Genomic DNA, 20,009 nt, shown 5'->3' on the forward strand with positions numbered 1-20,009 from the left:
TTCGTATCTGGAGGCCATCATGAAACAGATCCGGTTCCTGCCTGACGAGCCGACCTACTGCGCAGCGGGGCCGCGTCTGCAATGCCGCGCCTCGGTCGATGGCAACTCCGCAAGCTACGCGATCACGGCTGAAGCGCTCGAAGATCATTTCGGCGCGCGCTCCTGCCGCTCTGACGATCTGCTCAGCGCATTCCAGGTGCACCGCGGTGACATTGAAGAAGTCGCACGCATGCTGTTCGAGCAAACGGGGTCGAAAGAGATCACGCTTCACAGCGGGCACTTCCGCTTTGCCGGCTGACGTACCTGCCATGAGCACCGTTTCCGTGCCGTCTCTGGACGCACCCCTTGCGCCGCAGGGGTGTCTCAGGTTCAAGGCGCTTGGCATTGATACGTGGCAGGAGCACGTCATCTACATGCATCCGGACAGCGCTGTTTGCCGGTCGGAGGGTTTTGCCGCGCAGGCCCGTGTGGAAGTGCAGATCGGGCAGCGATCAGCCATCGCAACGCTGAACCTCGTGGGATCGGGTCTGCTGGAGAAGCATGAGGTGAGCCTGTCTGCCAGCGCGGTCGATGCGTTGATGGCGCGACCCGGGGATGAAGTCTGTGTCAGGCATGCGCCGTCGCTCGAATCGCTGCGGGCCCTGCGGGCGAAGATCTACGGCGCGCATCTGGATGCCAAGCAATTGCAGGACATCGTGGCGGACATTTCGCACGAGCGCTATGCCGATGTCCATATCGCAGCCTTCCTGAGTGCGTGCTCATCCGGCCGAATGACCATCAAGGAGACCATCGACCTCACACAGGCGATGGTCGACGCGGGCGAGCGCCTGCAGTGGGATCGCGCCGTCGTGGCAGACAAGCACTGCGTGGGCGGGTTGCCCGGCAACCGCACCAGCCCCATCGTGGTGGCCATCTGCGCGGCGGCGGGGCTGCTGCTGCCCAAAACGTCATCACGCGCCATCACCTCGCCGGCAGGCACCGCAGACATGATGGAAACGCTCACCCGCGTCAACCTGAGTGCTGCAGAGCTGCGAAGCGTTGTGGGGCAGGTCGGCGCATCGCTCGCGTGGGGCGGCGCGTTGAGCCTCAGCCCCGCGGACGACGTCTTGATTCGCGTGGAAAGGGCGCTCGATGTCGACAGCGATGCACAGCTTGTGGCGTCCATTCTCTCCAAGAAGATCGCGGCCGGGTCCACCCATGTGTTGATCGACGTGCCCGTCGGCCCAACGGCCAAAGTCCGCAGTGTCGAAGACCTCGAACGCCTGGAGATGTTGCTCAAGCGAGTGGCCCAGGCGTTTGATGTGCAGGTGTTGATGGTGCGCACGGATGGCGCTCAACCGGTTGGCCGCGGAATCGGCCCTGCGCTGGAAGCAAGAGACGTCCTGGCGGTGCTGCAGCGCTCTCCGACTGCGCCATTCGACTTGCGGGAACGGTCTTTATTGCTTGCCGGCGCGTTGCTGGAATTCTGCGGCGCAGGCATTGCCGGAACGGGGCTCGACATGGCAACCGGCCTGCTCGACAGCGGCGCTGCATGGCGCAAGTTCGAAGCGATCTGCGAGGCGCAGGGCGGCTTGCGCATCCCCGGAGAAGCCGTGTTCCGCCGCGACGTGGTTGCCGAACAAAATGGCATCGTCACCAACATCGACAACCGCCACCTGGCCCGCATCGCAAAGCTTGCGGGCGCACCGATGCGTCAAGTCGCGGGCGTGCAGATGCATGTGCGGCTGCGGGATCAGGTGAGTGTGGGGCAGCCGCTATTCACGATTCATGCGCAGGCCTCGGGCGAGCTGGAGTATTCGTCGGCATATGCCTTGGCGCATGCTGCCGTGGATTTGTCTCCGATGGGAATCAGTTGATCTTGATTGCACACCGTTGGTGGTTCGGCGCCGTCAAATGCAAGGCACATTGCGTTACAATCCGCGCATGCCACGTGCGACTGCAAGCCTCTCGCTTCGGGCAATGCTGTTATTGACCATCGTGTTGATGCAGCTGCTCAGCCCGCTTCTGCACGGCCATCTCGGAACACCGAAACAATTTGGCCTGCACGTGCACACCGCACTTCCTGCTGCGGTTGATTCTCATTTCTCGTCCATCTCGTTTGCCCATCGGCCTTCCGCTGAAACGTCGGCCACGACCGATCTGCATGACTGGGCATTGACGAGTCAGGAACCCTTCGAAGTGGATGTCGAGCCCGCCATGGGCCCAGCGGAACTCGCCGCCTTTCTTTGGGCAGCGGCGGCGGCTGGCGTTTCCGCGCTGACGTTCCTCCTCCTTGCGGCGCTTGCTCGCGCCGCTGCATTGCGTCCCGCCTATCGGCCAACGCCCGTTCGAGCGCGCTGGCGGGATCGCATCAACCGGCCACCTCCGTCCCAAGCACCTCCGCTGCAGTCCTGATCCGTACCCGGTTGACGGCCGGCGTGCGCGTGGCTCCGCAGCTTGTTGACTTGCAACAAGCCCTTCGTGTCTGCATTGGCGATGATGAATGTGTCAAAAGCGCTGTCTTTTGCTGCATTGCGCCCGCCTAACGCTACGCGGCGATAGCCACACCGCTTTCCACTGGCCATCCACTGCAAGCGTTTGTCGCTCGCGTCGCATGCAGACGCTGAGCGACGGTTGATCTTTAGGTTGCTCCGCGTACGCGTGGCAACCAGGGGTGGCGCCCGCAGCGCTGCCTCCGAGGATTGGAGTCAGGCATGTCTTTCAAACGAATCTTCACCGCCAGTGCGTGTGTCGCGCTGATCGTGTGCCCGCTCGGGCAGGCCGTTGCCCAAGCAGGTGCCCAGGCGGTGCCGCTGTCTGCGGAGCAGGCGCGCTCGCTTGGCGTGCGCTTCAGCCCGGTCGGCAGTGCTTCCGGGCTGGAGGTGGGTACGCACGCGCGCGTCGTCTTCAAGCCGGATGCGCAATATGTGGTGGCGGCGCCGTACGGGGGCATGGTGCCCCGGGTGTTGGTGTCGGTCGGGCAAACCGTTCGCACGGGCCAGCCGCTGGCGGGTTTTGTGAGTCCGCAACTCTTCGAAACGAGCCGCGCACTTACGGAAGCCAATTCGCAGGCGCGGCTCGCACAGCAGTCGCTTGCGCGCGACAAGGCCCTCTACGACGACGGCATCATCGCGGCAAGCCGCTGGCAGGCAACGCAGGCGCGGGCTGCTGAGGCCGGCGCCATGGTCAAGGCGCGCAGGGCGGAATTGGCTTCCGCAGGCATCGCATTCAGCGGTGCGGGCGGTGAGGCGCAACTGGTTGCGAGCCGTGGCGGTGTCGTGTCCGAAGTGAACGCCGTTCCGGGCGCGCGAGTGGAAGCGGCGGCACCGCTTTTCAGGATCGTCGATCCGGCTGCCCTTGAACTGGACTTGCTCGTCGGACGCGATATACCGGTGCCGGCCCCAGGCGATCGCGTGGAGGTCGCGCAACGCGGCGCGGGCGGCACCGTCATTGGCGTCGCGCCTTCCGGTGATGGCACAGCGGGCGTGCGGGTACGCGCATCGCTGGAGCGACGTGGCGATCTGCGTGCCGGAGAGAGTGTCAACGTCACGCTCAAGCTCAGGGGCCAGGCCAGCGCGAACGCTCCCGGGCTGCTGCGCGTGCCTGTGGCCGCGCTGGTCTATGTGCGCGGCGTGCCGGGTGTGTTCGTCGCGACCGATAAGGGCTTCCGCTTCCAGGACGTCGCCGTCGCCAGTACGGACGACGCCATCGCCGTCGTTCGTGCCAACCTCCCTGCCGGTGCGCGCGTAGCGGGGGCAGGTGTCGGCGCCCTCAAGGGCTTGCTCGCGGGAGAGCAGTGATGTTGCCCCGCCTGATTGAGTTTTCGTTGCGCCAGCGCGTGCTGGTGCTGATCGCGGCTGGCGTGCTGGCAGTGGCCTGCGTCTGGGCGTATCTGAACCTGCCGATCGACGCGTTTCCCGATATCTCGCCGACGCAGGTCAAGGTCGTGCTGAAGGCGCCGGGCATGACCCCCGAGGAGGTTGAGCAGCGGGTCTCGACGCCGATCGAGCAGGAGCTGCTCGGCCTGCCGCACAAGACAATCGTGCGCTCGGTGTCCAAATACGGCATCAGCGATGTGACGGTCGATTTTGAAGAGGGGGTGGACGTTTACTGGGCACGCCAGCAGGTGTCGGAACGCCTGGCCGGCCTGGCGCGCGATCTGCCGTCGACTGCCGTGGGCGGCCTGGCGCCCATCACCACTCCGCTGGGCGAGATGTTCATGTTCACGGTGGAGGGCGATGGCTATTCGCTGGCCGAACGGCGCCGTGTGCTGGACTGGGTGATCCGGCCGGCGCTGCGCACCGTCGCGGGCGTGGCCGACGTTAACGCGCTCGGCGGCGAGGTGCGCAGCTATGAGGTGACACCCGACCCGGCCCGGCTGCGCGCACGCGGCGTCACGCTCGAACAATTGCGTCAGGCGCTGGACGCCAACAATCGCAACGACGGAGCAGGGCGGCTGGACCGCGGAGACGAACATTGGGTCGTGCGCGTAGAAGGTGGAGTGCGCGGGCTCGATGATCTACGCGCGATTGTCGTGGTGCCGGCACAGAGCCTGTCTTCCCCCCCAGCAGTTACGGTGGGCGATGTTGCGACCGTGCGACTGGGCGAAGCCACCCGCAACGGCGCCGTCAGCAAAGACGGCAATGGCGAGGCGGTTGAAGGGCTGGTGCTGGGCCTGCGCGGCAGCGATGCGCGCAAGCTCGTGGAGGCGGTGCAGGAGCGGCTGGACACGTTAGGGCCCCAGTTGCCGAAAGGCATGTCGACCCACGTGTTCTACAACCGCGGCGAGCTGGTCACCCGTGCGGCGAATACCGTGGTCCGCGCGTTGATTGAAGCCAGCGTGCTGGTCGTCATCACGCTGTACCTGTTCCTGGGTGGCGTGCGGGCGGCGCTGGTCGTGGCGGCCACGCTGCCGCTGTCGATGCTGGCAACGTTCCTGCTGATGCGCTATGTGGGCCTGACGGCCAACCTGATGAGCCTCGGTGGCCTGGCCATTGCGCTGGGCATGCTTGTGGACGCCGCTGTCGTCGTGGTCGAGAACATCGAGACGGCCATGGCGCGTGCGCAAGACCACAAGACAGATCCGGCGTTGCGCGGCGCGGTCATCCGCCATGCAGTGGCCACGGTAGCGGTACCGATGCTGTCGGGCGTGTCGATCATTGCCATCGTGTTTCTGCCGCTACTGTCGTTGCAGGGCCTGGAAGGCAAACTCTTCGGCCCGGTGGCGCTGACCATCGTGCTGGCGCTGGCCTCGTCCGTGGTGATTGCGTTTACGGTGGTTCCCGCGCTTGCTTCGTTGCTCTTGCTGGCGCATGCAGACGAGCCGCCCTGGCTGATGCGCAAGGTCGCGAGCGGCTTTGCGCGACTGCAGGCATGGACGACAACGCATCGCCGCGCGGTGTTCAGTCTGGCCGGGGTGGCGCTCGCGCTGGCCGTGGTGCTGTACATGTCGGTCGGCAAGACGTTCATGCCGACGATGGATGAGGGCGATCTGATCGTCCAATTGCAGAAAGCGCCGTCCGTTTCCCTCGCGGCGTCGCTCGACATCGACCAACGTGTGCAGCAGGCGCTCCTCAAGGAGGTGCCGGAAATCCGGTCGATCGTCGCGCGTTCGGGCTCGGATGATCTTGGCCTGGACCCGATGGGCCTGAATGAAACCGATACGTTCCTGGTACTCAAGCCCAAGGACCAGTGGCGCGGCAGCAAGGAAGACATCGCGATGGCGATCCGGCGTGTGATGGAGCGGTTTCCCGGCGTCATCTACGGCTTCACGCAGCCCATTGAGATGCGTGTCTCGGAGATGCTGACCGGCACACGAGGCGACGTTGCCATCAAGCTGTTTGGCAGCGACCTTGCCGCCATTGACGCAGCTGCGCAGGCCATCGCGGCGAAGGTCCGCACCATTCCGGGCGCGGCGGAGGTGATTGCGCCCAGCAACAGCGGCGTGCAGTACCTCAAGGTATCGCTGGACCGCGCTGCAGTGGGCCAGGCCGGCTTCTCCGGCGATGCCCTGCAGGCACAACTGCGCGCGCTGATCGAGGGTGACCGGATTGGCGTGGTGCCTGAGGGCATCGTCCGCACGCCGCTGATCTTGCGTGGTGGAGCCGGCTTGCGACAGGCCCCCGAGAACCTGACCAGCCTTCTGGTAACGGCGCCCGACGGCAAGGTATGGCCGCTCACGTCCCTCGCGCGCATCGAACGCGTGGACGGCCCCGTGCGCATCAACCACGAAGACGGCGCCCGGTTTGCCGTAATCCAGGCCAATGTCGACGGTCGGGACCTCGCAGGTTTCGTGCAGGAAGCCCAGGCAGCGGTCGGTGGCATTGGCACCTTGCCGAAAGGGCTGCGCGTGGTGTGGGGCGGTCAGTTCGAGAACCAGCAACGCGCCGCGGCGCGCCTTGCGCTGGTGGTTCCCCTGGCCCTGGGCGCGATCTTCCTATTGTTGATGCTGACGTTCCGCTCGGTGCGGCAGGCCGTGCTCGTGGTCGCCAACATTCCGTTCGCGCTCGTGGGCGGCATTGCGGCGCTCCGGATATCGGGCGAGTACCTCTCGGTGCCGGCATCCGTCGGCTTCATCGCGTTGCTCGGGATCGCCGTGCTCAACGGCGTGGTGCTGGTGTCGCACTTCAACACGCTGCTGGAGTCTGGCATTGGCATGGCGCAAGCCGTGCGCAACGGCGTACGAGACCGCCTGCGGCCTGTCCTGATGACGGCCTGCATCACGGCGCTGGGGATGATTCCGCTGCTGCTGGCCAGCGGGCCGGGGTCAGAAATTCAGCGGCCGCTGGCGATTGTCGTATCGGGCGGACTCATCTCTTCGACCGCGCTGACGCTGCTTCTTCTGCCCCTGCTGTTTGAACGTTTTGGGTTGCCTCGGCCGCGTGCGGCCGCCGGGCAGGGAGATTCACAATGAGGTTGGAACTGTTTCGCATCGTATTGGCGGGAGCGGGCGCGATGCTGCTGTGGAGTGCCGCGGCGCAAGCGCAATGGCAAGGTTCGCCGAGCTATCTACCCGCCGAGAGCGCCGTGCGCGAGGCCGTCGCGCAGTCGCCCGACGTGCTGGCGGCAGAGGCCCGCCGCGATGCCGTACTGGCCCGCGCTGAGGGCATCCGCGTCGGCACGGCGGAAACGGTGGTGCGTGCCATTGGCCAGGGCCGACAGGTGCGCGACCCTTCCGAGCGCCATGCCGAAGGGCAGATTGCCGTGGAACGGCCATTGCGGCTATGGGGCAAAGCGCAAGCCGACGGACAGCTTGCCGATGCGGCTGCCGAGGCCGGCCAGCTTGCCGTCAAGGACGCGCGCCATGAGGCATCGCGGCAGGTTCTCGCCTTGTGGTTTGCAGCCGTGCGTGCAGGTCAGGCACGCCAAGCGGCGCAGGAGAATGCCAAGGCGGCCACCGATCTGGCGACGCTGACGGCCCGCCGGGTGCAACTGGGTGATGCCTCTCGCCTGGAGGCTGAGCTGGCCGCAGCCGACCGCGCGCGCATGCAGGCCGCGCTGGCGACCGCCGAGGCGGCGGAGCGGACAGCGCTGGCGGAGCTGCAAGCCCGGTTTCCGGGACTCGGCCATCTCGCGTTGAGCGCCGATGCCGGACTCGCAGCGTTGCCGCGCGACCCACAGGATCCGCCAGATCGATTACGTGTCCAGTACATCCAGGACAGTCACGAATACCGGCTTGCCATGGCAGAAGAGGCGCAGGCGCAGCAGATGGCCAAGCGTGCCGATCTGGACCGTCGGCCCGACCCGACTGTCGGCATGTTCGTTACGGTGGAACGCGGCGGCGCCGAACGCATCATGGGCGTGAGCGTTGCCATGCCGATCGGTTCGGCGCATCGGCGCTCAGCGGCAGTGGCGGCCGCTGCCGATGCAGAAACGGCGGCACGGCGCAGGCTGGGTGCGGAGCGGCGGCTGGGTGCCGAATTCGATGTTCTCTACGGCAACTTGCAAGGCAAGCGGGCCAGCGCGCAAGCGCAGATGGAAGCGGCCACGCTGCAAAAGAGCGCTTCCGACAGGGCTACCCGTGCGTATCGCGCAGGGGAGTCGGGCTTGACCGAGCTATTGGCCGCGCGCCGCAGTCTGGCCGAGGCGCAACTGGCCGAGCGGCTTGCCCGCGTCGACCTGCTGGAAGCCGACAGCCGCCTTCAACTCGATCTGCATCGGATGTGGGATTTCGACGATTGACCTGCAACCGCTTGACCGCCCACTCAACACATTCTGGATAACGCTATGCAAACCGAACTGAAATATTCGCCCACGATGCGCGCGCTCCACTGGCTGGTGGTCCTGGCGGTGTCGATCGCCGTCGTGGCCATCGAGATCATGGATTTCTTCCCGAAAGGCAGTGCCGAGCGCGCAGCGCTATTTATTGTTCACCAGACAGCGGGGCTCTCCGTGCTCGCCTTGATGGTGTTGCGCCTGTTGGCCCGGGTGGCCACGCAGGCCCCGCCACCGGTTCCGGGCACACCGCTAGTGCAGCTTGCGGCGCGACTCACGCATGGCGTGCTCTACGTCCTGATGGTCGGGATGCCCGTTCTGGGCCTGTTGGCACTGGCTTGGGGCGGCAAGCCGATTCAACCGTTCGGGCTGAATCTGCCGCTGGCGCTTACGCAAGACAAGACCCTGGCGCACTGGTCCAAGGAAATTCATGAGTCAGGCGCCACGCTCGTCTATATCGCGGTCGGGCTGCACGCCGCTGCGGCGCTCTGGCACGAGTTCATCCTGAAGGATCGGCTGCTGCGCCGCATGCTGTAGCCAACATGGGCATGAGCACATGAAGACCGCCCTGACAACGAGCCCCACGATGCACTCCACGCGCCTGCTCGCCAACGTTGCGTTGCTTGCCGTGTCAGCGCTGACCTTGGCGGCGGGGTTATGGGCGCGGTATGTCGGTGCCGATGCGCTGGCGCAGCAACTCTGGCTGATCGGCGTGGTGCCGAACTGGGTCGCGCTGGTCGCCGCGATTGTTCGCTCACTGATGCGACGGCAGGCCGGCGTGGATGTGCTGGCGGTGATGTCGATCAGCTTTGCGCTCCTGTCTGGCGAGGTGCTGGTCGCTGCGGTCATTGCGTTGATGCTCGCGACGGGCCGCACGTTGGAAGACTTCGCCCAGGCGCGCGCACAGCGCGAGATGACCGCGTTGCTCGGCCACGCGCCCAAGCGGGCGAATCGCTTCGACGACGGTCAGTGGCGCCAAGTCAGTCTGGAGGCGGTCCAAGCCGGTGACCGGTTGCTGGTGCGGCACGGCGAAGTCGTACCGGTGGACGGTACGCTGTCCGAGCCCGCCGATCTCGATGAATCCACGTTGACCGGAGAATCGCTCACCCGCCATCGGTGGGCCGCAGATGCCATTTGCAGCGGCGTGCTCAATGTGGGCGCCGCTTTCGAAATGATCGCGAGCGCGTCAGCCGAGAAGAGCACGTTTGCCGGCGTTGTCCGCCTGGTCGGTGCGGCGCAGTCAGAGCGCAGCCCTTCGGTGAGGCTGGCTGACCGATACGCCTTTGCCTTTGGCGGCGTCGCCATTCTTCTGGCCGGGGCAAGCTGGATCCTCACGGGCGATTCGGCGCGTTGTCTTGCCGTGCTCGTTGTCGCCACGCCGTGTCCGTTGATCCTTGCGGTGCCGGTCGCCATCGTTTCCGGGTTGTCGCGTTGCGCCAAACGGGGCGTACTCGCCAAAGGCGGCAGCGCGCTGGAGCGACTGGCATTGGCCGACACGCTGTTCTTCGACAAAACGGGCACGCTGACCAGCGGATATGCACGATTGGTCGATGTTGAATGCGCACCGGAGTACGCGTCCGATGTTGTGCTTGGGCTGGCCGGTTCACTCGCGCAGGCGTCGAATCACGTTACGGCAGAAGCCGTCGCCAAGGCCGCGCGCGAGCAGGGCGCCACGCTGCGATTGCCAAGCGCGGTTGTCGAAAGTCCCGGAGCGGGCGTCTGCGGCCGCGTTGAAGGGCATGTCGTTGCCATCGGCGCGTTGCCTTATGTCTTGGGTTCAGCCGCCGTGCCGGCCTGGGTGGAAGCGTTCGTCAAGCGCGTGAGCTATGCCGGTGCGTCGGCCGTCTTTGTCGGCGTAGACGGGGCACTGGTGGGCGCATTGCAGTTGATCGACCGCGTTCGCCTAGAGGCCCCTCGTGCGCTGCGCCTCCTGCGCCGAGAGGGCATCGTCCGGCAGGCGATGTTGACTGGCGATCGACCAGACGTTGCGGAATCGGTCGGATCCATGCTGGGGGTGACGGAGATCTATGCGTCGTTGTCGCCGGCGGCCAAGCTCGCAGCGATTCGGGATGCCCGCGTAAACGGCACAGTCATCATGGTCGGTGACGGCGTCAACGATGCACCTGCGCTGGCTGCGGCAGACATTGGCGTGGCCATGGGTGCGCGCGGCGCGGCCGCCTCTTCGGAGGCTGCAGACGTTGTCTTGCTGGTGGACCGCCTGGACCGGCTCGTTGATGCGGTCCGGATCGCGCACCGCACACGCCGCATCGCGCTGCAGAGCGTGATGATCGGCATGTCGTTGTCGCTGGCGGCCATGGTTGTGGCAGCACTGGGCCATCTACCGCCGTTGGCGGGCGCACTGCTGCAGGAAGTGATTGATGTATTGGCAATCGCCAACGCGTTACGCGCGCTGTTGCCCAATCAAGCTGGAGCGGCCCGTTCAATGATCTCTGCAGACGTCGAACGTCTGAAGGCCGAACACGCCGAGCTAGAGCCCATTCTCAGCCGCATCCGCGTCGTTGCAGACGCGCTGCCCCATATGGCCGGCGCAGCGGCAAAAGCCGCGCTGCTATCGCTCAACCAATCGTTGGCCGACGTCCTGCTGCCGCATGAGCGCCGTGACGACACCCAGCTGTACCCGGACGTCGCGCGCCTGCTCGGCGGAGACGACCCGATGGCGGCAATGAGCGCCATGCATCGCGAGATATTCCGCGTGACGAACCTGTTGGATCGCATCGTGGCGGATGTTTCCCCCGACGGACCCGATGCCGCCGTCACACAAGAGTTGCAACGCCTGCTGTATGGCCTCGATGCCATCTTGCGGCTGCATTGCGCACAAGAAGACGAACTGTTCCACGTGCTGGGTCGAGAGGCCTGAACGCCATGACAAACCTGCTCGCGTTGTTTGCGACCCTCTTTTTGCTGAACGTGATGCCGGCCTTCGCCCCGCCGACGTGGATGGTCATGTCATGGGTTGGCTTCTCTCGGCCCGATGCGAATCCAGCGCTTCTTGCAGGCGTGGCTGCCTGCGCGGCAACCCTCGGCCGCCTGGTCCTTGCGCGGCTGTCCTGCACGCTGGTACGCAACCGCTGGATGCGCGAGGCGGATCGTCAGAACATCGATGTGGTGCGCGCGTGGTTGGAAGACCGCAAGGGTATGACGGTCGGCCTGATGCTTGCCTACGCGTTTAGCCCCTTCCCATCCAACTACATCTTCATTGCGTACGGTTTGACCGGGATGCGGCTATGGCTGATCGGCGTTCCGTTCTTCATCGGCCGCTGGATCAGCTACCTGACCTGGACGCACATTGCCCAGGTCGGCGCCCGGTATCTGGATGCGGAGGCGGAGATCGACGGGGCGTATATGGGCGTGTATTTCGTCGTGTCGCAGGTGGCGTTTCTTACGCTCGTTTATGGGTTCGCCAAAGTGGATTGGGGACACTTCTTGCAAACGAAGCGGCTGCGCTGGCGGCGCCTGCGGGGCCTCGAATCGGCGTCCGAAGAGACGAGCGCACCGGCAAAGAGATGAATTTGGCTCTGACGCCTTTGCCTGGTGCTCAGGCAACAGTGTCATTTTTACCGTCGCCTGTACGCCACGTTTGTACACAACGAATGTATTTAGATAAATACATTTGAACTCGGCGCTGATACATTGGCTTTGAGAGCTCGCTCTCCCCACGGTCTTGAAGGCGGTCCACCTCTCTCCGGACCGCCTTTATTTTTTCCGTGGGACGGTGCCTGGGCAGGAAAATTGCGCATCTGGAGGTATGTCATGCAGATTCACGCCAACCATGCCTTTTGCACGGGACAGCCGATCGAGCCCTGCCGGCGCCACCAACGCGCGGTCGTCCGACCGTTTTCTCGAATGCGCCCAGGAATGTGAGCGCCTGGCGTTGTCCCCGCGCGTCCCGCCCCGCATCGCCGCCGTGGCGCGCGAGTGCAGCCATTTCTGCTACATGGCCGCCGCGCTGCCGGGTGTCGAAACCGAGCATTCCTCGTACTTCATCTATCGCAGTTGCATGGAGCACTGCGCGGGCTTGGCGTTCGCCTGTGCCGGCTTGAGCGGGGCGGCGCAGTGTGCCGAACTGTGCTGTGAGTGCGAGGCGCTTTGCCATGAACGCTGTGGCCGCGCGGTTTTGTGAAACCCGGTGCCGTCTGCATGGGACGCCCCTTCCTGACGTTGCGCCTGCAGTAAAAGGTGCGGCCGCGTTTGCTGCACCCTACAATGCCTTGGCTGGCAACCTGCCGGCTTCCACTTGGCGGCTCCAATGCAACTGCCCTACGGCGTATTAAAGGTCCTTCCTGAACCGTATATCGTCGTAGACGAGCGGCTCTTCATCGTGTTCGCCAATACAGCGGCGCGCGACATGCTCATGCTCCCGCATCAAGAGGGGCGGGCGCTCGATCTGCGGACGGATGCGCTCGATGCCGTTTCGGCCGCCATGCATCGCGCTTCACCGCAAACGATTGAATTCGATGGGCCGGGCGGCGCCCGCTTCCAGGCGGAGGTCCTGCCTGAAGGCGAAGAGGCGACGCCCCGCCGCGCGATCATTCGTTTCCACCGCGTTATCGACAACGTCGAGCACCCCCGTAGCGAGACACACGACGCCTTTCAAGACGAGGCGATGCTGCGCATGGCGGTTGAGGCAGCAGAGATCGGGACGTTCTATTGCCCGATGCCGCTGCACAAGATCGTCTGGAATGCGAAGTGCAAAGAGCATTTCTGGCTCCCGGCCGATGCCGATGTCGATATCGACGTCTTCTACGCACGGCTTCACCCTGACGACGTTGCACATACGCGCGAGGCGGTTGAAGCGGCGGTGTATCGCGCCATGCCGTACGACATCGAATACCGGACGCTGTCGCCATCGGGCGATGTGCGATGGCTGCGGGCGATGGGCCGCACGCGGTATTCCGAATCGGGCGACCCCGTTCAGTTTGACGGCATCACGATCGACATCACCAAGCAGAAATTGGTGGAAAAGGAGCGGGACCGGCTCCTGGAGCATGAGCGGCTGCGCCGGCAGGAAGCCCAAACCGCAAGCTCGCTCAAAGACGCGTTGATCGCGACGGTTTCGCACGAACTGCGCACGCCGCTGAACGCAATCAAGGCGTGGACCGAGGTGCTGGCCGCCAAAGCGGCTGACCCTGAGGCCGTCATGCGATGCGTCGAGGTGCTGCATCGAAACATCGATGCGCAGGCGCGGCTGGTGGACGATCTGCTGGATGTCAATCGCGCGGCAACCGACAAGCTGGTCATTGAACGTGAGCCGCTGCGGATCGAGAACATTGTCTCGGCGGAGGTCCAAAGCTGGATGCCGATCGCGCAACGCAAGCAGATCGAGTTGCGCTACCGGCTGGAAGCCGGCGGCCCCGTGGTGGGCGACGCGGTGCGTCTGCGCCAGATCATCTCCAACGTGCTCAGCAACGCCATGCGCTACACGCCTGCAGGCGGGCACATCGACGTTGCCGTCACCGTGGACGGACCGCTCGTTAAAGTCGCCATGTCCGACAGCGGCAAAGGCATCCCGCCGGAGAAACTCGAAACGATCTTTGAGCCATTTGCGCAGCTGGGCGCGTCGCGTCCCAGCGATCATGGCGGCTTGGGTCTCGGGCTTGCCATCGCCCGCAAACTGGCCACGCTGCATGGCGGCACGTTGACGGCGACCAGCGCGGGCGAAGGGAAGGGCGCCACGTTCGCCCTGGCGTTGCCGCTGGAGGCCGTGACCGCAGCGACGATCGGCACGATTGACGCCGGCGCGAGGAATCCACCGGAAGACGTGCCGGTTGCTGCGGCGTTGTTGGCGGCGCCGCTCGCCGCTGTATCCGTGTCGTGATGCTTCCCGCGGCGAAGCGGCATGGATTGCCGCCGGGCCGCAATAAGTGAATCAAAGGCGTGCCGACATGTACTGCTCACGCACGGCCAAGCCAGCGTAAGGAAGATTGCTGGCCGTGACGATTGCAAGGTAATCGGCAAACCGATACTGCAAACGTGCTGTCTGCAGTGGCGACCCGCTCAATGCCTGCGGTGATGCATCACCCACCGCCGACGTTGGCATACCGAGCGCATTGCGCAACGCATCTGTCGCGCCGTTCCAGGCAGCAGTTGTGTCGCTGGCAGTCATACCGCGCCGGTAGACGTCTATGCCGATGAGGCGGCCGGCTGGACCGAAGCTGAGCCACAACTCACTGACGGGCGGACCGGCCAGACCCAGCTTATTGGCATCGACGCCGCGGCAGCGAAGATAGCTGTAGCCGTGCTTGACGTCATCGCACGCAACGCCGTTTTCGTGTGCCCAGCGGGCGGCCTCCTCGGCTGTCGTGCCATCCAGCACGAACCCGCCCGGGACCGGGCGCGCCGGTGCGGACCGATCCGCGCGCAAGTGCGCCAGTCCGCTTGCACGCAGCGCGCTGACTTGCTCGGCCGTGGTCTGGTCGACGGGGCAGGGGACGCCAAGCATCGCCAGCACGGGGCGGGCCGCCTTCAAATGCATCGCCCCGACGAGACCGATCGCCACCGCAAGCGCGGCAACACTGGGCACGGCATAGCGTTGCAGTCGGCGTTGCGGGCTCATTGGCAGTTCTGGGCGGTGTTAGGGCCCAGGTACTTAGGCATCGGCGACACGATGGACGACTTCAGACCGGTCAGCACAGGAGCCACACGAGAGATGTACCCGTCCGGAACGCCATCGGTCTTCATGACAGCCGCGGCGTCGGTGATGAACTGGTCGAATACGCAGCCCGGGATGCCGACGTCGGAGTGTGCCGTCGCCATGTCCTCACACATGATGGTGGCGCCGTCCGCCGAGACTTTTCCTGGATAGCTGAACGGGCCGCCAAACAGCGCCTTGAACTGGAGGTTCAGGCAAGCCTTCAGGCGTCCCACCGTATCGTGCCCGGGTTGGCCGATGTTGGCGAAGTACGGCGCTTCTTTGGGATCCGCCAGCAAACCGGACACCGCGTCGTCGACCACCTTTGAAATGGCTGCCGGTGCGCTGGCGTCTCCGCCAAGCCCCGCCCACATGTCGGCGTTTTGCGGAAACTGTGCCGTCGCCGCCGTCGATGCCATCGACATGGGTGCATCGTCGCCGCCTCCGCATGCACTCAGCGTCGCGGTGGTCAGCGTCAAAGCCAATAGCAGTGCTCGCTTCATCGTCAATCTCCTTGGGCCGGATAGGGATCGGGCGCTGTGTGGCTTGCCTCACGCGCTACGCAGCGCTGGATTCATATACGGTGGCGATGCGTGATCGGATGCAGTCGGAACCGAGGAGATATGTACGGGAGCAGAGACGAATCTCAACGCAGTTTCAACTCATCTTGGGGATAGCGCGTGCAGTCTAGGAGCGAGTAGCTTTCAGCGGTCAAGCTGCACCTAGACGCGACTTGGCGCCAACACCAATATGTCGCGTAATTTGTGTTATGTAAAATGAAAGAACACCTCCGCGCAACGCTGTGGCGGCCTCCTTCGTCCTGCTCCTTCGGCTGCTCCTTCGGCAATCACACTCGTCACTGCAGCTTGCATCGAACTGCATGCCGTGCCGCCACCCACTCCTCATTCGTCGGCTCGACCGCCACGCGAACCCGGCTCGCTGAACTGGAAATGATTGCGGCATGGGCTTGGTTGGCCGCTTCATCCAGCTCGGCACCCAAGTAACCCAGTGCGCCGACAACGCGTTCGCGCAGTACCGCGTTGTGTTCGCCAATCCCAGCCGTGAACACCAGGAAATCCAGGCCGCCAAGTACCGCCACCAGTGCGCCGATCTCGCGGACGATACGGCGCACGTAGAGCGCCAGCGCTGCCTGCGCGCGCGGGTGATCGGCTTCGTGCGAAATGAGTTCGCGCGGGTCGGAAGACAATCCTGACACGCCAAGCAGACCCGATTCGTGATACAGCACGTGTCCGACCTGTGCCGGGGAAAGATGCTCCGTCTCCATCATGTAAAGCACAGCACCCGGATCGAGCGAGCCACATCGCGTGCCCATCATCAGGCCCTCGAGCGCTGAAAACCCCATCGTGGTGGCCACGCTCTTCAGCTCGTGCATTGCGCACAGGCTGGCGCCGCTGCCGAGGTGCGCGACGATGGTTCGCCCGCGGGCGATATCGCCGTGCCGTTCTGGCAAGGCGATCGACATGTACTCGTACGACAGCCCATGAAAGCCATAACGCCGCAGGCCGCGTTCCCATGCCGAGTAAGGCAACGGCAGCATTGTTTCGACCTGTGGCAGCGTGCGGTGGAACGCGGTATCGAAGCAGGCGACTTGCGGCACGTCAGGCAAGTCCGACAGAAGCGCCTCGATGGCTTCCAGTGCAAACGGTTGATGCAGCGGCGCCAGCGGAATATAGGTGCGCAGATCGGAAAGCACCTCGGCATCCACGCATACCGGCGCAAAGTACTTGGCGCCGCCGTGCACCACCCGATGCGCCACGGCCATCAGCCGGCGGCCGTCCAGCCTTTGCTCGACACGTCGGCGAATGTGCACGAGCGCGGCGTGATACGGCTGTGCAGCGTCAAGCTCCACCGCCTGTGTCGGCGCGCCTGCCTCAGTTGCGGTGGGGTGTGCAGTGCCGATCCCCTCCACTTTTCCGTTCCACATGGGCACGCGCGGCAACGGGTCCAAGGTGGCATCGAACAACGCAAACTTGATGCTCGACGAGCCGCAGTTCAGTACGACGATGCAATCGTTCATGGTGGTAAGTTGCGGTAGCGGTGGGCCAGCAATGTGGCAAGGGCGCACGACGCAATGCGCGATTCACGCGAGTCGGCACGGCTGGTCAACACAATGGGCACGCGGGCGCCGAGCACAATGCCCGCGCTGGCGGCCCCGCCCAGGTATTCCAACTGTTTGGCGAGCATGTTGCCGCTTTCGAGATCGGGCACCACGAGCACATCGGCCTGCCCTGCCACTTCCGAGACGATGCCCTTGATGCGCGCGGCAGCGGCGGATACTGCGTTATCGAAGGCCAATGGCCCGTCCAGCACCCCACCCTCAATCTGGCCGCGGTCCGCCATCTTGCACAGCGCAGCCGCATCGAGCGTGGCCGGCATGCGTGGGTTCACCGTCTCCACCGCCGCAAGGATCGCCACCCGGGGGCGTTCCACGCCAATCGCATGAGCTAGATCGATGGCGTTGCGCACGATGTCCGCCTTCTGATCGAGGGTCGGCGTGATGTTGATCGCCGCATCCGTCACGATAAACGGGCGCGGGTACGCGGGCGACTGCATGAGGAAGCAATGGCTGATCCGGCGCTTCGTACGCAGCCCTGCCTCTTCGCGCACAACTGCCGCCATCAATTCATCGGTATGCAGGCTGCCTTTCATGAGCGCCTCTGCCCTGCCCTGCGTGACAAGCTCCACGGCGCGCGTGGCAGCGGCGCTGCTGTGGGGCACGTCTTCAATCTCGATGCCGCGGAGGTCCAGGCCGGCTTCGGCGGCTACGCGCATCAGCTTGGCATGCGGCGCGACGAGACAAGGCACGATCAGCCCTTCAGCGCGCGCGTCCATCACGGCCGACAGGCTCAGCACATCGCACGGATGAACGACAGCCATGTGAATCGCACCCATAGGCCGCACATGGTCGAGCAGCCGGTGGATACCGTCACTGCCGGTGGTGATGCGCACATCCGGCAGTGTGGTCCGCGGACGCTCGATCCGCTCGGTGGGCGCGATGACCTCCGCCTCGCCCGCGATGGCCACCGTGCCGCTGTCGTTCGTACACGTGCATGCCAGCTTGACCCGCTTTCTCTCTTCCTCCTTGCTGACCACCGTCACGCGGATGGTCAACGTGTCGCCCACGCGCACCGGCGCCAGGAATTGCAGCGTCTGCCCAAGGTAGATCGTTCCTGGGCCCGGCAAACGGGTCCCGAGCAAGGCGGAAATCAGCGCCCCGCCCAGCATGCCGTGGGCAATCACGCCATGAAAGCGCGTGGATGCGGCAAATTCGGGGTCCAGGTGCTGCGGGTTGACGTCCCCAGACAGCACGGCAAAGAGCTGGATATCTTCCGCCGTGAGGGTGCGCAGAATGGCCACGGTGTCGCCAACCGCAATTTCGTCAAAGGTGCGATTGCGCACCACGCTGAGGTCGCTGCCCGGCAGGAGCGCCGGCGGCGCAGGCAGATGATCGGGGCTCATGTGCGCTCGTCAGGAAGCTTTGCGGAGTTGTCCGTTGCCCTTGCCGGGGGCACGCAGAAGATTCGGGTTCGACGGCTCGCTTGCGAAGCGGACCATTGCATCGCTCGGCACGCCCCACGTCGACAGCATGCCCTGCAGCGCTGTGTGGATCGGCATGGCATTGCCGGCCGTGCTCAGGGCGCGAACGGAAGCCTGCTGCCATTCCAGCATGACGCGCTGGTAATCCGCCACGAAGCTCGACTGGTTCGAGATGGCGGTCTGCAGCACCCCTTGCAGCACATCCATGGCGCGCTGGCTGCCCTGCCAGAAAACGTTCGGCAGCAGTGCTGCAAACGCGTTCCACTCCTCGACGTTTTGCAGGTCGGCGAGCGCAGATTCCGTGCGGGCCACGTCTGCGGCAAGCAGGTCGGCGCCGAGTTCATACCAGCGCTGTCGCGTTGCCTTGAGCAGACCCAACGTCTGCAGTCCGAATGCAATCTGCGCCTTTTGAAGCGCGAGAGGAACGTTGGCGGGTGTATCCATGTTGGCTCCTTAAGCCATCTGGCTGATGGTTTGGCGAAAGCGTGTCAATGATGCGAGAAACAGCACGGTGCCGATGACGCAGATGGCCAGACACTGCGGCCACACGACGTCCAGCCCCGCCCCTCGATAGAGAATGGCCTGCGACGCCGATACAAAATGCGTGGTCGGCGCGGCGAGCATGATGTCTCGCACCACACCGGGCATGCTCTCGCGCGGTGTGGTGCCGCCGGAAAGCAACTGCAGCGGCAGCAGCACCAGAACCAGCAGCATGCCGAACTGCGGCATGGACCGCGCCACCGTCGCGAGAAAGATCCCCATGGACGTCGTAGCAAACAGATGCAGCGTGGCCACCAGCATGAACAGCAGGATCGAGCCTTCGATCGGGACATGCAGCGCGCCTTGCACCACGAACACCAGCGCCACGAGCGCGGCGAGCACCACCACCAGCCCCATCGACCAGACCTTGGACACCATGATTTCGAACGGCGTGACAGGCATCACCAGCAGGTGCTCGATCGTGCCGTGCTCGCGTTCGCGGATCAGCGCCGCGCCCGTCAGGATGATCGACAGCATGGTCACGTTATTGATGATCTCCATCAACGAGCCGAACCACGTCTGCTCCAGGTTGGGGTTGAAGCGCGTGCGCAGCACCAGGTCGACCGGCGTGGCAGGCGCGGCGCGGTGGCGCTGCAGGAACGTGTTCACCTCGCCCGAGACGATCTGCTGGATGTAGCCGTTGCCGGTGAAGGCCTGGCTCATACGCGTGGCGTCAATATTGAGTTGGATTGAGGGTGCGCGTCCGGCCAGCACGTCGCGCTGGAAATTGGGCGGGATGTCCAGGACGAACGTGTAGCGGCCGCTGTCCATGCCTGGGTCCACCTCCGTGAGCGGAATCAGCGCCGGCGTGCGGAAATGCGGCGGATAGAAGCTCGAGACAATGCGCGCCGACAACGGCGAGCTGTCTTCATCGACGATGGCGATCGAGGCATTGTGCAGGCTCTCTGGCATGGCGGTGGCGGCCACGTAGATCGACAGCGTGAAGGTGTAGACGATCAGCACGAGCATCATCGGGTCGCGCAGCAGGCTTCGCAATTCCTTGATGCCCAGCCGGAAAATGTTGCTCAGGCGGGCGGTGCGGCGATCGGTCTGAAGACTCGGCATGGTG

At 64.7% G+C, this 20,009-nt stretch carries 17 protein-coding genes; 11 read left to right on the forward strand and 6 right to left on the reverse strand.

The genetic code is table 11. The annotated features are described in order from the left end of the window. Positions 1-19 precede the first annotated feature (19 nt). The 11 genes from N511_RS0108885 (at position 20) to N511_RS24555 (ending at position 14,029) form a co-directional block, all read left to right on the forward strand. Positions 20-298: a DUF1488 domain-containing protein gene (locus N511_RS0108885; RefSeq protein ID WP_027678972.1), complete on the forward strand. Its 279-nt coding sequence runs from the start codon at positions 20-22 to the stop codon at positions 296-298. Between the two features lie 10 nt (positions 299-308). Next, positions 309-1,856 (forward strand): thymidine phosphorylase family protein, encoded by a 1,548-nt coding sequence (locus N511_RS0108890; RefSeq protein WP_027678973.1) that lies wholly within the window; start codon positions 309-311, stop codon positions 1,854-1,856. A gap of 37 nt (positions 1,857-1,893) precedes the next feature. Beyond that, positions 1,894-2,394: a hypothetical protein gene (locus tag N511_RS24875; RefSeq protein WP_231479599.1), complete on the forward strand. Its 501-nt coding sequence runs from the start codon at positions 1,894-1,896 to the stop codon at positions 2,392-2,394. Between the two features lie 299 nt (positions 2,395-2,693). After that, on the forward strand, positions 2,694-3,779 hold the full coding sequence (locus N511_RS0108895) for an efflux RND transporter periplasmic adaptor subunit (RefSeq protein WP_027678974.1): 1,086 nt from the start codon (positions 2,694-2,696) through the stop codon (positions 3,777-3,779). Next, the gene (locus N511_RS0108900) at positions 3,779-6,892 is read left to right on the forward strand and encodes an efflux RND transporter permease subunit (protein WP_027678975.1); all 3,114 of its coding nucleotides are present in this window, start codon (positions 3,779-3,781) and stop codon (positions 6,890-6,892) included. Before N511_RS0108895 ends, N511_RS0108900 begins: the two co-directional genes overlap by 1 nt. Further along, positions 6,889-8,160 (forward strand): TolC family protein, encoded by a 1,272-nt coding sequence (locus N511_RS0108905; RefSeq protein WP_027678976.1) that lies wholly within the window; start codon positions 6,889-6,891, stop codon positions 8,158-8,160. Before N511_RS0108900 ends, N511_RS0108905 begins: the two co-directional genes overlap by 4 nt. 45 nt (positions 8,161-8,205) lie before the next feature. Then, positions 8,206-8,730, forward strand: coding sequence for a cytochrome b (locus N511_RS0108910; protein WP_027678977.1), 525 nt, complete (start codon positions 8,206-8,208; stop codon positions 8,728-8,730). Between the two features lie 49 nt (positions 8,731-8,779). After that, positions 8,780-11,071, forward strand: coding sequence for a heavy metal translocating P-type ATPase (locus N511_RS0108915; RefSeq protein WP_027678978.1), 2,292 nt, complete (start codon positions 8,780-8,782; stop codon positions 11,069-11,071). A 5-nt stretch (positions 11,072-11,076) separates the two neighbouring features. Beyond that, entirely contained in the window at positions 11,077-11,721 is a 645-nt protein-coding gene (locus N511_RS0108920) for a hypothetical protein (protein WP_027678979.1), read from the forward strand. 262 nt (positions 11,722-11,983) lie between these two features. Next, positions 11,984-12,334: a hypothetical protein gene (locus N511_RS0108925; protein WP_027678980.1), complete on the forward strand. Its 351-nt coding sequence runs from the start codon at positions 11,984-11,986 to the stop codon at positions 12,332-12,334. 126 nt (positions 12,335-12,460) lie between these two features. Then, complete coding sequence (locus N511_RS24555) at positions 12,461-14,029, forward strand: sensor histidine kinase (protein ID WP_051530859.1); 1,569 nt, start codon at positions 12,461-12,463, stop codon at positions 14,027-14,029. Between the two features lie 51 nt (positions 14,030-14,080). On the opposite strand, the gene N511_RS0108935 is transcribed toward N511_RS24555, so the two are convergent. The 6 genes from N511_RS0108935 to N511_RS0108960 all read right to left on the reverse strand — a co-directional run bounded on the left by N511_RS0108935 (position 14,081) and on the right by N511_RS0108960 (position 20,005). Next, positions 14,081-14,767 (reverse strand): hypothetical protein, encoded by a 687-nt coding sequence (locus N511_RS0108935; RefSeq protein ID WP_027678981.1) that lies wholly within the window; start codon positions 14,765-14,767, stop codon positions 14,081-14,083. After that, on the reverse strand, positions 14,764-15,345 hold the full coding sequence (locus N511_RS0108940; protein ID WP_027678982.1) for a hypothetical protein: 582 nt from the start codon (positions 15,343-15,345) through the stop codon (positions 14,764-14,766). The genes N511_RS0108935 and N511_RS0108940 overlap by 4 nt, the downstream gene beginning before the upstream one ends. 353 nt (positions 15,346-15,698) lie before the next feature. Further along, a complete protein-coding gene (locus N511_RS0108945) occupies positions 15,699-16,880 on the reverse strand; it encodes an acetate/propionate family kinase (RefSeq protein ID WP_027678983.1) in 1,182 nt (393 codons plus the stop codon). Further along, positions 16,877-18,322 (reverse strand): bifunctional enoyl-CoA hydratase/phosphate acetyltransferase, encoded by a 1,446-nt coding sequence (locus N511_RS0108950; protein WP_027678984.1) that lies wholly within the window; start codon positions 18,320-18,322, stop codon positions 16,877-16,879. The genes N511_RS0108945 and N511_RS0108950 overlap by 4 nt, the downstream gene beginning before the upstream one ends. A 9-nt stretch (positions 18,323-18,331) precedes the next feature. Continuing rightward, a complete protein-coding gene (locus tag N511_RS0108955) occupies positions 18,332-18,844 on the reverse strand; it encodes a hypothetical protein (RefSeq protein ID WP_027678985.1) in 513 nt (170 codons plus the stop codon). 9 nt (positions 18,845-18,853) lie between these two features. Then, positions 18,854-20,005 carry an ABC transporter permease gene (locus N511_RS0108960; protein WP_051530860.1) on the reverse strand — a complete coding sequence of 384 codons (1,152 nt, stop codon included), beginning with the start codon at positions 20,003-20,005 and terminating at the stop codon, positions 18,854-18,856. Between the last annotated feature and the right edge of the window lie 4 nt (positions 20,006-20,009).

Source organism: Ralstonia sp. UNC404CL21Col (genome assembly GCF_000620465.1).
Classification (GTDB): Bacteria; Pseudomonadota; Gammaproteobacteria; order Burkholderiales; family Burkholderiaceae; genus Ralstonia; species Ralstonia flatus.